Below are 12071 nucleotides of genomic sequence, written 5' to 3'. Positions count from 1 at the left end.
GATAACGATGCGAGCCGGGACAGCATGCCATATGCGATGCGTGTGCAGAGATGCCTGTGCAGCGCCATGCCGCTTTGCCAGAACTAGGGGGGCGTTCTGGACTGCTGGCTCCCTAACCGTTGGGGGGCGCAGTCTGCGGTGCAGTCCTATAGTCCAGCCATCATGGCCAGGCAGTCCAAACGGACCGTCTCAGGCCGTGAATACAAGCTTCAGGAGCGCATCATGACAGTGACCTCAACATTTCAAAGTTGTTTACGTGGCGGGGCCTTGCTGGCCGCTTTGGGTGCTGCTCAAGGTGCCTTTGCGCAAGCCGTTCCTACTGATGCTGCTGGTGGCTGCCCGATTGCACCAGCCACGGTGGCGGGCTTCTTCGAAAGCGGTTCGGTCACGCTCAACGGCGTGGTCAAACCGGCGGACAGCACGGCCGTACTGATACCCAATTGCGGCTTCTTCCAGTGGACTGAGCAGATGTTCTTGTGGCTGACCTCGCCGGCGCCCGCGAGCTATGGCGGCGGCAGCCACATCATGTTCTCACCGCAGTTCTTCACGGTGAGCCCGGAGGACAGCACGGGGCGCCGCACCTTCATCCAGAACTCGCCGCGCTTGCCGATCAACATGTTCCTGCGTGCAATGGAACTGGGGCCGCATGGCCTGCCCATCGTGATGTCGCGCACAGGGCAAGTGGTGGAAGTGCAGCGCGAGAAGCCCGGCCAGAAGCCGCCGGTGCTGCATCTGATGAATGGCAAGACACTGCCTGTATCCAGGATATCTTCTGTCAGTCGGACCGAGCAGGGCACCTTGGCCTTCTTCGATGCCAAGGGCGCGCGACTCACACCCAAGATGCTGATCTTGCAACCGGCCATACGCCAACGTATCGTGCTGACACCTGGCCAGCATGCGACAGTGGTGCCGGTGAAGGCCTTTACCTCGGCGATCCTGTCGCGCAAGGTCATCATCAGCAAGATCCCCATCTTCATTGATCCGGCCGGCAATGTGATTGATGTGGAGCCGGGGCAGGCCGATAGCGGCGTGTTACTGACGCAAAACGGTTCCTTGATCTACTACATCACGGCTGTGAATGATGTTTTCGCCTATCACCGCAGCATGCATGGCGCGGCGGTGCTGCCGTTCAATACACCGGTGACCTTTCCGATGACGGCGGCGGATGTCAGCGCCGTGGTCGCGTTTGCTGCAGGCAAGGGCCACACGATCAAGGATCCCAATGCCTTGGCGATCGAGACCAAATCGAGCTGGGTGGATGCCAGTACCGTGCCCAACGCCAGTGACTATGTTCAGGTCAGCGCGGTGGTGCCGACTTTCGACAAGAGCAACCCCAATAACTGGGTGCCCAACGGACAGGCTACCTTGAAGCTGGTGATGCTGGGCTTGCATGTCGTGGGTTCGACCAATGGGCATGGCGAGATGGTGTGGGGCACTTTCGAGCATCTGGGCAATGCGCCCAATGCCACGTATGCCTATAACTCGACCAGCGGTCCCAAGACCATCGCCCAAAACACGACGGGTAGCTGGTTGTTCACGCCAAGCGGGTCATCAGGGCCGTTCAACGTAACGAGCAACAGCTGGACGGGCAGCGCGATCACGGGCACACCGGTGAGTGCTGCGGCAGTCTTGCGTGCCAAGCCTTGGGGCAGCAACGACGGTGGCAATCCTGCCAACGCTGCTGGTCTCAATACGCAGGTGATTTCTGCCAACGCCAGCGTGATTTCGCAATTGAACGTGGCTGATGTGCGCAGGCAGTACTTTCAGCTAGGTACGACCTGGACCATAGGCGGCGCGGCACCGAGCGGTGGCAACGAGGTGGGCACGAGCCATCTGGCCAATGCCACCATGGAAACGTTTGCGCAAGGTGCCTCGCCGTCTGCACCCAGCTCCAATTGCTTTGCCTGTCACAACACCAACAAAGTGAGCGTCAGCCACGTGTACCGTGAACTCAAGCCTTTGCCGTGATGACTGGCGCCATCATCCGTTGACCAGCACAACCTTGCCACGCACCTGACGCGAGCCCATCAAGGCAAAGGCTTCTTTCAGTTGCGACATGGGCAGCTTGTGCTCGATCACGGGTTTGATCTTGCCTTCCATGTACCAGGCGGCCAGTTGCATCAGGCAGGCGGCGTTGTTTTGCGGTTCGCGCTTGGCGAATTCACCCCAGAACACGCCCATCACGGAGGCGCCCTTGAGCAGCGCCAGGTTCAGCGGCAAAGCGGGGATGGGGCCGTTGGCAAAGCCGATGACCAGGTGGCGGCCACGCCAGGCGATCGAGCGGAAGGCCTGCTCGGTCAGGTCGCCACCAACAGGGTCGTAGACCACGTCGGGGCCCTTGCCTTCGGTGATGGCTTTGAGTTCGTCGCGCAGGTTCTGGCTGACGTAGTTGATGGTGGCGTCGGCCCCCAGTTCCTTGCACAGCGCGCACTTTTCATCGGTTGAGGCTGCGGCAATGACCTTGGCGCCAGCCGCCTTGGCGATCTGGATGGCTGCGGTGCCCACGCCACCAGCGGCGCCCAGTACCAGCACGGTTTCGCCGGCCTTGAGTGCTGCGCGGTCCATCAGACCGTGATAGGTGGTGCCGTAGGTGCACAGGAAGGCAGCGGCATCTTCGAACGAGAACACAGGCGGCAGCGGCATCAGCATGGCAGCCGAGGCGACGGTGTGCGTGCCGAAGCCGCCTGTGCCTGCAAAGCCGGCCACGTGGGTGCCCACAGCCAGGTGCTTGACGCCTTCACCCACAGCCTCGACCACGCCGGCAAACTCGGCGCCTGGTACGAAGGGCAGCGGTGGGCGCATCTGGTACTTGCCTTGCACGATCAGCAGGTCAGGGAAGTTCAGGCTGGCAGCCTTGATGGCAATGCGGACTTCGCCCTTGCCCGGTTCGGGCGTGGGGCTTTCTTGCCAGCTCAGGGCTTCGGGGCCGCTCAATTCGGTACAGGTCCAGGTTTGCATGGTGTTGTCTCCGTTATGGTCTTGTGTTGAGCTTTTTGATGGATGCCGCGTGGCTCAAAGCGCATCCTTGGCGAAGGTATTGCATTGACGCATGTCGCCGGAATCCATCCCGCGCTTGAACCATGTCACGCGTTGCTGACTGGTGCCATGCGTGAAGCTCTCGGGCGAGATATGGCCGCTTGCGTTGCGCTGCAAGGTGTCGTCGCCAATCTGGGTGGCGGCGTTCAGGGCCTCTTCCACGTCGCCGGCTTCGATGATCTGTCGCGCTTGTTGTGCATGGTTGGCCCACACGCCGGCGTAGCAGTCGGCCTGCAGTTCCAGTCGCACGCTCAGCGCGTTGTACTGCACCTTGCTCAGGCGCTGACGCATCTCATCGACTTTGGCCGATGTGCCCAGCAGGTTTTGCACATGGTGGCCGACTTCGTGCGCGATCACATAGGCTTGGGCGAAATCGCCGGGAGCCCCCAGGCGGTCACGCAGCACGTCGTAGAAGCCCAGGTCGATGTAGACCTTTTGATCACCCGGGCAGTAGAACGGGCCAGTTGCTGCCTGACCTTGGCCGCAGGCGGTGGGTACCGAACCTCTGAACAGCACGAGCTTGGGGTTGCGGTACTGGCCGCCGGCTTGTTTGAACACGTCCTGCCAGACGTCTTCGGTATCAGCGAGCACCGTGCGCACAAAGCGGGTTTGCTCGTCGTTGGCTGGCGCGTGCGACCGGCTGGCCGCAGCTTGATGGGGCGGTGCCGATGAACTCAGGCTGCCGCCTCCGCCGTTGAGCATATTGAGCACGGTCAGCGGGTTCACGCCCAGGAAGTAGCTGGCAACCAGCGCCACGGCCACGGAGCCCAGGCCGATGCCTCTCCCGCCAAAAGACATGCCTGGCCCGCCGCCACCGCCAGCGTCATCTCGCGCGTCTTCGACGTTGTCGCTTTCTCTGTTGCCTTGCCAGCGCATGGTGTGGTCCTTCAAATGCGGCGTGCTTGCCTCGCGGGCATTCTAGGTCCGAGTTGCACATGGCGTGTCTGCCGGTGTCCTTGATCTGGGCGCCTAGAATCGCGGGGCTTATGACGACGTCCAGACTGTCCTCTTTCACGGGTTCTCAGCCCAACCATTCCACAACGGTGCGCATGCCTTCCAACTGGCTGTGGCTGGTGGCGATTGGCTCGCTGCTGTGGCGCCTGTGGGTGTCGGCGGCCTTGCCCCTGACCGGTGACGAGGCCTTGTTCTATTGGTGGGCACGCTTTCTGGACTACGGCTATTACGATCACCCGCCCATGGTTGCCTGGTGGATGGCTGCGGCTCGAGCCTTGCTGGGTGATGCCAATTGGGCAGTGCGCATGCCAGCTACCTTGCTGCCACTGGGCGTGGGTTGGGCCATGTGGTGGGCCTGGTCGCCGGTGAGTCGTGAACGTGCGGCTTGGGCTGTGCTTTTGTATTGGCTCGCACCGGTCAACTGGCTCAACGCGATGATCGCCACTGACTCTCCGCTCATCCTGTGGGCGGCCTGGTCTGCTGCAGCGATGGTCCGTGCCGAGCATGCCGTGTCGCAAGGGCAGGGTGGTGGCCGGGCATACCGTTTCTATGCGCTCAGCGGTTTGTTCATGGCGGCGGCCATGTTGTCCAAGTACTTTGCGGTGCTGCTGGGCCTGGCCTACGTGGTGTACTTCGCCTTGTTCGCCCGCGCACGCTGGCGTGGTTTTGCCGTGATGGTGCTGTGTGCCTTACCGGGCGTGGCGGTCAACCTGCATTGGAACCTCTACCACTGCTGGACCAACATCATGTTCAACCTGTTCAACCGCAATGAGGATGCGGTGGCCTCGTGGGACACGGTGCTGAGTTATGTGGGCATGATGGCCTACCTCATCAGCCCGGTGCTGCTGTGGATGGGCTGGCAGCATCGCGCCGCCTTGATGCAAACGGTTCGTCGCCACACCTTGCTGACTTGCGTGGCCGTGGTGCCTTTGCTCTTGTTTGGCCTGATGTCGGCCAAGAAAGTGATCGGGCTGCATTGGGTGATGGGCTTCTATCCCTTCGCCTTCGTGCTGCTGGCGCTGGCTTTGCCGGATGGCAAGGCCTTGTCTGCCACCGCCAAGGGCCTGACCGTGATCCTGGTGCTGCATCTGCTGGCCTCGGTGGCCTTGGCGCTGATGGGCTTGCATCAATGGCAGCACTTCCGCTATTACCACCGCCTGGTGGAGGCGGCACGCAGCGAGCAGATGGTGCAGCAGGTGCAGGCTCCCGGTATCGTGCTGGCATCCAACGGTTATTCATCGGCTGCCATTTTTGGCTATGCCGCCAAGACGCATGTGCCCGTGCTTGGCATGGGTAGCGTGCACGCTCGTCAGGATGACCTGACCGTGGACTACCGCGCGCTGGACGGCAAGACGATCCGCGTCATGGCGACCCGTGAGCCCTCGGTGGAAGATTACCGGCCCTATTTTGATCAGGTGCGCTTGTTGCGCTACGAGCAGGACGGCGCGCCTTTCTGGGCAGTGGAGGGCGTGAACTTCCACTTCGACGTTTACCGTGAGGTGGTCATGGCCGAGGTCAACCGACGCTATTACCGCTTCCCGGCCTGGTTGCCGATCAAGGGCTGCGTGTTTTGCCAGCGCCTGTGCGGCGCCAATCGCTGTGCACCTTGATGCGCGGCGTCGGGCGTGAGGCCCTACATGTCGCTCAGGCAACCCGGTGCGGCCGGGGGCAGGGATAGAATCGGCCCTTCCTGCTGACCCTTAGCTGTTCATCGAGGCCCTTGGTTCACCTATGTCTGCTGTGACGGATTCGTCCTTGCCTGTTGTCATCATCGGGGCCGGTCTGGCCGGTTTGACGGTTGCGTTGCACCTGGCGGAAACCCAGCCCGTGATCGTGCTGGCCAAGCGCCAATTGGAAGAGGGCGCCACAGCCTGGGCCCAGGGCGGCATTGTCGGCGTGCTGGGCAGTGACGACAGCATCGCCTCGCATGTGCGTGACACGCAAGATGCTGGCGCCGGCCTGGTGGACGAACACACGGCCGAATTCATCGCTCGCCACAGTGCGCAGGCCGTTGAATGGCTGGTGGCGCGTGGTGTACCTTTCTCACCTGATCCCGATGGCCCGTTGGGCCTGCATCTGACTCGTGAAGGTGGCCATGCCGTGCGTCGCATTGCGCACGCGGCTGATGCCACGGGCAAGGCCATCCATGACGTGCTGTTGGCCGAGGTCAAGCGCCATCCCAACATTCAGTTGCGTGAAAAGTGGATGGCGATCGACCTGATCACCAACCGCCATCTCAAAAAATCGGCACAAGAGCAGCAAGACGCTCAACGTTGCCACGGCGTCTACGCTTTGGACATCGAAACACAGCGTGTCGAAACCCTGGCCGCGTCGGCCGTTGTCCTGGCCACTGGTGGCGCAGGCAAGGTGTACCGTTACACCACGAATCCTGAAACCTCGACCGGTGATGGCATTGCCATGGCCTGGCGTGCGGGCTGCCGCGTGGGCAATATGGAGTTCATCCAGTTCCACCCGACCTGCCTGTATCACCCGCAAGAGCGCAGCTTCCTGATCACGGAGGCCCTGCGCGGCGAGGGCGGCATCCTGCGCCTGCCTGATGGCACCCGCTTCATGCAGGACCACGACGAGCGTGGCGAACTGGCCCCGCGTGACATCGTGGCCCGCGCCATCGACTTCGAGATGAAGAAGCATGGTGCCGACCACGTCTGGCTGGACGCCACGCATCTGGGCGAGCCCTTCCTCAAAGAGCACTTCCCGACCATCTACGCGCGTTGCCTGTCGCTGGGCATCGACATCGCGAAGCAGCCGATCCCTGTGGTGCCGGCCGCCCACTACACCTGTGGCGGCGTGGTCACCGATCTGCATGGCCGTACCGATCTGCCTGGCCTGTATGCCGTGGGCGAGACCACCTATACCGGCTTGCACGGCGCCAACCGCCTGGCCAGCAATTCGCTGCTGGAGTGCGTGGTGCTGGGCCGCACGTGCGCCGAAGACGTGCAAGGCCAGATTCCAACTACAGCGCCCAAGGTGCCCGCGTGGGACGAAAGCCAGGTGACGGACGCCGACGAGGAAGTGGTCATCGCCCACAACTGGGACGAGCTGCGCCTGGTGATGTGGAACTACGTGGGCATTGTGCGCACCACACGCCGCCTGGAGCGCGCATTGCACCGCATCAAGCTGCTGCGCCACGAGATCGACGATTACTACGCGGCCTTCCGCGTCAGCCGCGACTTGCTGGAGTTGCGCAACCTGGTGGATTGCGCCGAGCTCATCGTGCGCTCGGCCCTGTCTCGCCAGGAAAGCCGCGGCCTGCATTTCAGCCGCGACTACCCGCGCACCTTGCCGGTCAGCTTCCCGACCATCCTGTGCAAGAAGCCCAAGAAGAAGGACGCCTGGTTGCCTTGAGTGCGCCGTGACGCATCAGTGGGCCGTGAACTGCGTCAGCCAGTCCAGGTTGGCGTTGAGGGTCCACGCGGCAGTGCCGGTGAGCCAGCCGGAGTCCAGGTTGTTCTGATTGCTCAGGCAGCTCTTGTCCCGAAGATAGCAGTGGTCTGCCGAGCCATCCTGTACCTCGCTTTTGAGCACCATGCGCCAGCCGCTGCCATCAGGCTGCAGGCAACTGGTGCCGGTGCATGAATAGCCGCTCACAGCCACGCTGCTGGCCCGCACGGTCGATTGGGTGCCGCCTCCGTAGATGTCGTTTTCGCCGTTGATCACGCGCAGCCTGTTCTGGGGCAGAACACGGTTGCCATTGCCCACGCAGGCGTTCACGTTGTAGATGATGTAGTTCTTGTGTGCGCCCGAGGCATAGACGGCCTCAACGCGCGAGTCGAAGTTTTTCGACAGAATGCCCAGGAGCGCGCCCTGGCTGAAGCCGCCCACCACGATGCCCTTGCTGCAATCGGCTTGATCGCGTGAACACAGCGCGGCCACGGCGCTCTGCGCGCTGGACTGGTCGAAGACGCACTTGCTGCGGGTGCTCAGCGTGTTGCAGTAGCCCATCGCCGAGTTGGCGTACTGGATGGTGGCAGCCACATAGCCTCGGTCTGCCATGCCTTGCACGGCGGCCATCGCTTGTGCGTTGTCGTAGGTGTCGCTGGTGCCCACCATGTAAATGAAGACTGGATGCCGGCTGGTATCGGCGGGCTCCTTGCCTTTGATCTGGTAGCTGGTGTTGCAGCTGGTCGAGCCGCCCTTGTAGCTGCCTGTGAAGTCCGAGGTGGCAGCGTGAACGGGCAGTGACAAGGCCAGCAGGGCCGTGATCAGCCGGGTGATGGCGGCCCCGAGGGAGTGTCGGCGAATGAACATGGGCGACTCCTGTTGAAAGTGGCCCATGCTGGCGCTGCCCACCGGACGACGATGTCGGTGGGTCGACAAAATGCGGGTTTGTGTGCCTCGGGCGAACCCGGGTGTGTGCGTGCTCTCTGCGCCTGCCGAGACTTCAGCGCCTGGCGCGCATGGCATAGCGTGCCTGCACGAACTCGAAGGCGAACTTGACCGCGTCCTGGATCAGCTGTTCGCTGTCCAGTCGCTCTTTCTCGGTCATGTGAAAGGCCAGGTCGACCTGATGGCGGATGTAGCGTGGCGGCAGGCGATTGAGTGCCACACAGGCCACGTCCGGCAGGTGATCCTTCTTGAGAAGCGGGTAGTTCGGGGCCAGATCAAGGACCTGGTCCACCACTTGTTTCTCGTAATAGTTATGCAGGGTCGTGAAGTCGGCGGCCATGGCGATTTTGTCATCCCTATCGAGACAAACGGCAGTGTCGCCCAGCCCGGCTTTCCTGTGTCGTGAAAAATGGGCCTTTAAGCGTGGCTTGTTGGCCCAATTTCAGCCGGCAGTGATCAAGCTGTGATCAGGCGCCGATGCGCTCCAGCACGCGCAGCGAGAAGTCGACGGCTTTCACGTCCTTGGTCAGCTTGCCGATCGAGATGCGGTCCACGCCGGTTACGGCGATGTCGCGCAACTGATTCAGGGTGACGCCGCCCGAGACTTCCAGCAGGGCTTCGCCCTTGGCCAGTTCCTTGTTCATGGCCACGGCCGCACGCATCATGTCGTAGTCGAAGTTGTCCAGCAGGACGCTCAGTGCGCCAGCGGCCAGTGCTTCGTGCAGTTCATCCAGGTTTTCGACCTCGACCTGGATGGTGATCTGTTCGCGCTGGGGCGAGGCCTGCGCGGCCACCAGAGCTTGCGCGTTCTTCACGGCGGCCGTCACGCTGCCGGCCGCGGCGATGTGGTTTTCCTTGATCAGGATGCCGTCGTACAAGGCCAGGCGCTGGTTCGCGCCACCACCGATGCGCACGGCGTATTTCTGCGCCAGACGCAGGCCGGGCAAGGTCTTGCGGGTGTCGAGCACCACGCAGCCGCGCGGATTGGGCGATGCGCCTTCAATCGCCTTCATGTGACGATGGGTGAGGGTGGCCACAGCAGATAGCGTCTGCAGGAAGTTGATGCCTGGGCGCTCGGCCGTGAGCATGGCGCGTGCATCGCACTCGATCAGGCACACCTCGGTGTCGGGCGACATCAGGGCGCCTTCGGCATAGGCCCAGGTGATGCTGGCCTTGGGGTCGAGCTTGAACAGACAGGCCTCGAACCAGTCACGGCCACACAGCACGGCTTCTTCACGCACGATCAGGCGCGACTTCACGCGCTGGTCGGCGGGCACCAGTTGGGCTGTCCAGTCGCACACGCCCACGTCTTCGAACAGGGCGTCGCGCACATTGCGATCACGGGCTTCTTGCAGGGTCTCGTTGTGGTCAAACATGATGGATCGATTCGGGTAAATCAGGCCGCGCCGATGTTGGGCACGAAGCCTTGCGCAGGTTTGGTGATGGCCGCAGGGTTCTTCGAGACGAAGTCCAGCATGCGGTCGATGCAGCCATGGGCCTTCACGCGGATGGCTTCATCCACCGTGATCTCGCCCACGCCCTTTTCCAAGCAGTCCAGCACGCCTTGCAGGCCGTTCATGGCCATCCATGGGCAGTGCGCGCAGCTCTTGCAGGTGGCGCTGTTGCCGGCCGTCGGCGCTTCGATCAGCACCTTGCTCGGTGCCATCTGGCGCATGCGGTGCAAGATGCCGTTGTCCGTGGCCACGATGAACTCGGGCGCATCAGATTCGATCACGGCCTTGAGCAGTTGCGAAGTCGAGCCCACCACATCGGCCTGGGCCACCACGCTCTCGGGTGATTCAGGGTGCACCAGCACCAGGGCCTTGGGGTGATCCTTCTTGAGCAGGTCCAGCTCCAGGCCCTTGAATTCGTCGTGCACGATGCAGGCGCCGTTCCACATCAGCATGTCGGCACCGGTTTCCTTCTGGATGTAGCGGCCCAGATGGCGGTCGGGCGCCCACAGGATCTTCTCGCCTTGTGCCTTCAGGTGGCTCACGATGGACAGGGCGCAGGAGCTGGTCACCATCCAGTCGGCGCGGGCCTTCACGGCGGCGCTGGTGTTGGCGTACACCACGACCTTGCGATCCGGGTGGGCGTCACAGAATTGGATGAAGTCGTCGGCCGGGCAGCCCAGGTCCAGCGAGCAGGTGGCGTCCAGATCGGGCATCAGCACGCGTTTGGCCGGGCTCAGGATCTTGGAGGATTCGCCCATGAACTTCACGCCCGCCACGATCAGGGTCTGGGCACTGTGGTCACGGCCGAAGCGGGCCATCTCCAGCGAGTCCGACACGCAGCCGCCCGTTTCTTGCGCCAGATCCTGCAGGTCGCCGTCCACGTAGTAGTGGGCCACGAGCACGGCATTGCGCTCTTTCAGCAAGGTCTTGATGCGCGCCTTGATGTCGGCCTTGGCGTCTGCACTCAGCGGGGCAGGCACCTTGGCCCAGGCGTGGGCCGTGCAGGTGGCGCCGCTGGCGTCCTGCAGGTCATAGTCATACGAGACGGTTTGGGCGTCGCTTTGGTCGTCAGTGTGGGCGGAGCTCATGGTGTCGAACGGGAAAGTCGCTTTCTATCAGCCCAGGCTACCAGTTCGCACGATAACCATATGCCGTAGAAGGCAAAGATGATGTCACTGAGAAAGTGGCCGCCTTGCAGCATGCGGCCAAAGCCGATCGCTGCACCAGCCATGGTGCCGATCAACAGCCAGCGACGGCGCCACACAGGGCCGCAGGTCAGGCCCAGGCTCATCAGGGCAAAGCCCGCAGCGGCATGGCTGCTTACGAAGCTGCGGTGATTGGCTGTGTCTCTGCCCGGGGTAAAGGGGCCGTGATAGACGTCTGCGCCACCGAATTGCACCACTTGTACCGGGCGAGGGCGCCCCATCAGACCTTTACACAGCCCTTCGATCACCAGGCCGTTGCCCAGCAGAGCACAGCAGACGGACAGGGTCGCGAGGTGGCGCCAAGGCCCCAACGTGTTGCGTGCCTGTTCTTCTCTGCCGCGTTTTTGCAGGATGCGGGCTATCAGCGGTGCCAGCATGGCAAACAGGGCCAATACAGCCACCAAGGTTCGCCCGAGCAAGGGTGTCCAGTCGTACAGCGCACGCACCACAGGGTCGTTGCGATGGAAGAAGCCTTGCTCGGCGTTCCAGTAGTTCACGGACACCAGCAAGTCCACGCCAGGGAACTGCGCGAAGATCGCCAGCGAGAAGAACAGACCTGCCCAGATCAGCTTGGTGTCCAGCTCATCGGGGGCGGGTTCTTCCAGATGACGCAGCGAACGGCGCCTGATCTCACTGTTCATCGGGGGCTGAAGGCTTGTCGGCGCCGCTTTGTTCCAGATAGGTTTTCTGGTCGTAACCCAGGAAGCCACGCAGGAAGAAGAGGTGCATTTCCACGGTGCGGTCAGGCCCCACGGCAATCGTCGTGGACTTCATCGGACGGATGATCGCGAAGCGCTTGGTGATGTCATCGGGCTTCGGGTTGCTTGTCAACAGCAACACGTCAGCGCCCACCTTGTTGGGCAGGCTGCGCGTCATCTCGTAATGATCCTGGCGCTGTTGTTTTGGGTTCCAGGCGAGCGTCTGCACGTTATAGCGGCGCCAGTGGTAGGCAGCCTCCGTGATGAGCAGGCGCGAATCGGTCAGCACGGGCAGGCCCGTGACCACAGGATCTTCCAGTTCAGGCGCCAGATCAGCAAAAGCCTCCTGCCAGCCGCGCATGCGCACCAACACGTCG

The 12071-nt window shown here is 62.4% G+C and carries 11 protein-coding genes; 3 read left to right on the top strand and 8 right to left on the bottom strand.

Annotation, left to right across the window (positions count from 1 at the left end; genetic code table 11):
- Positions 1–222: 222 nt before the first annotated feature.
- Positions 223–1968 carry a hypothetical protein gene (locus tag EPO09_RS16975; RefSeq protein WP_290644745.1) on the top strand — a complete coding sequence of 582 codons (1746 nt, stop codon included), beginning with the start codon at positions 223–225 and terminating at the stop codon, positions 1966–1968.
- Positions 1969–1980: 12 nt separating this feature from the next.
- Here the strand turns inward: EPO09_RS16975 and EPO09_RS16970 are convergent, their stop codons facing one another.
- Entirely contained in the window at positions 1981–2958 is a 978-nt protein-coding gene (locus EPO09_RS16970) for an NADPH:quinone oxidoreductase family protein (protein WP_290644743.1), read from the bottom strand.
- A gap of 54 nt (positions 2959–3012) precedes the next feature.
- Positions 3013–3912 carry a neutral zinc metallopeptidase gene (locus EPO09_RS16965; protein WP_290644741.1) on the bottom strand — a complete coding sequence of 300 codons (900 nt, stop codon included), beginning with the start codon at positions 3910–3912 and terminating at the stop codon, positions 3013–3015.
- Positions 3913–4085: 173 nt separating this feature from the next.
- On the opposite strand from EPO09_RS16965, the gene EPO09_RS16960 reads away from it, so the two are divergent.
- Entirely contained in the window at positions 4086–5600 is a 1515-nt protein-coding gene (locus EPO09_RS16960; RefSeq protein ID WP_290644752.1) for a glycosyltransferase family 39 protein, read from the top strand.
- Between the two features lie 121 nt (positions 5601–5721).
- A complete protein-coding gene (gene nadB, locus EPO09_RS16955) occupies positions 5722–7356 on the top strand; it encodes an L-aspartate oxidase (protein ID WP_290644739.1) in 1635 nt (544 codons plus the stop codon).
- A 15-nt stretch (positions 7357–7371) separates the two neighbouring features.
- Here nadB and EPO09_RS16950 read toward each other — a convergent pair whose 3' ends face one another.
- The 6 genes from EPO09_RS16950 to EPO09_RS16925 all read right to left on the bottom strand — a co-directional run.
- The gene (locus EPO09_RS16950) at positions 7372–8259 is read right to left on the bottom strand and encodes a hypothetical protein (protein ID WP_290644737.1); all 888 of its coding nucleotides are present in this window, start codon (positions 8257–8259) and stop codon (positions 7372–7374) included.
- A gap of 133 nt (positions 8260–8392) precedes the next feature.
- A complete protein-coding gene (locus EPO09_RS16945; protein WP_290644735.1) occupies positions 8393–8677 on the bottom strand; it encodes a late competence development ComFB family protein in 285 nt (94 codons plus the stop codon).
- A gap of 127 nt (positions 8678–8804) precedes the next feature.
- A complete protein-coding gene (nadC, locus tag EPO09_RS16940; protein ID WP_290644733.1) occupies positions 8805–9713 on the bottom strand; it encodes a carboxylating nicotinate-nucleotide diphosphorylase in 909 nt (302 codons plus the stop codon).
- A gap of 20 nt (positions 9714–9733) precedes the next feature.
- Complete coding sequence (gene nadA, locus EPO09_RS16935; RefSeq protein WP_290644731.1) at positions 9734–10879, bottom strand: quinolinate synthase NadA; 1146 nt, start codon at positions 10877–10879, stop codon at positions 9734–9736.
- Positions 10876–11637, bottom strand: a complete 762-nt coding sequence (locus EPO09_RS16930) for a phosphatase PAP2 family protein (RefSeq protein WP_290644729.1) — start codon at positions 11635–11637, stop codon at positions 10876–10878. The genes nadA and EPO09_RS16930 overlap by 4 nt, the downstream gene beginning before the upstream one ends.
- A partial coding sequence (locus tag EPO09_RS16925) for a hypothetical protein (protein WP_290644727.1) occupies positions 11627–12071 on the bottom strand: 445 nt, incomplete at its 5' end. The genes EPO09_RS16925 and EPO09_RS16930, both read right to left, overlap by 11 nt.

It is taken from the genome of Aquabacterium sp., assembly GCF_004297345.1.
Taxonomy (GTDB): domain Bacteria; phylum Pseudomonadota; class Gammaproteobacteria; order Burkholderiales; family Burkholderiaceae_C; genus Aquabacterium.
The sequence above is the reverse complement of the archived record's forward strand: the minus strand, read 5'-3'. Positions and strand labels throughout refer to the sequence as shown.

Excerpts from the sequence above, each read along its gene's own strand:
- EPO09_RS16975 (WP_290644745.1), top strand. The coding sequence starts at position 223 with ATGACAGTGACCTCAACATTTCAAAGTTGTTTACGTGGCGGGGCCTTG.
- EPO09_RS16970 (WP_290644743.1), bottom strand. The coding sequence starts at position 2,958 with ATGCAAACCTGGACCTGTACCGAATTGAGCGGCCCCGAAGCCCTGAGC.
- EPO09_RS16965 (WP_290644741.1), bottom strand. The coding sequence starts at position 3,912 with ATGCGCTGGCAAGGCAACAGAGAAAGCGACAACGTCGAAGACGCGCGA.
- EPO09_RS16960 (WP_290644752.1), top strand. The coding sequence starts at position 4,086 with ATGCCTTCCAACTGGCTGTGGCTGGTGGCGATTGGCTCGCTGCTGTGG.
- nadB (WP_290644739.1), top strand. The coding sequence starts at position 5,722 with ATGTCTGCTGTGACGGATTCGTCCTTGCCTGTTGTCATCATCGGGGCC.
- EPO09_RS16950 (WP_290644737.1), bottom strand. The coding sequence starts at position 8,259 with ATGTTCATTCGCCGACACTCCCTCGGGGCCGCCATCACCCGGCTGATC.
- EPO09_RS16945 (WP_290644735.1), bottom strand. The coding sequence starts at position 8,677 with ATGGCCGCCGACTTCACGACCCTGCATAACTATTACGAGAAACAAGTG.
- nadC (WP_290644733.1), bottom strand. The coding sequence starts at position 9,713 with ATGTTTGACCACAACGAGACCCTGCAAGAAGCCCGTGATCGCAATGTG.
- nadA (WP_290644731.1), bottom strand. The coding sequence starts at position 10,879 with ATGAGCTCCGCCCACACTGACGACCAAAGCGACGCCCAAACCGTCTCG.
- EPO09_RS16930 (WP_290644729.1), bottom strand. The coding sequence starts at position 11,637 with ATGAACAGTGAGATCAGGCGCCGTTCGCTGCGTCATCTGGAAGAACCC.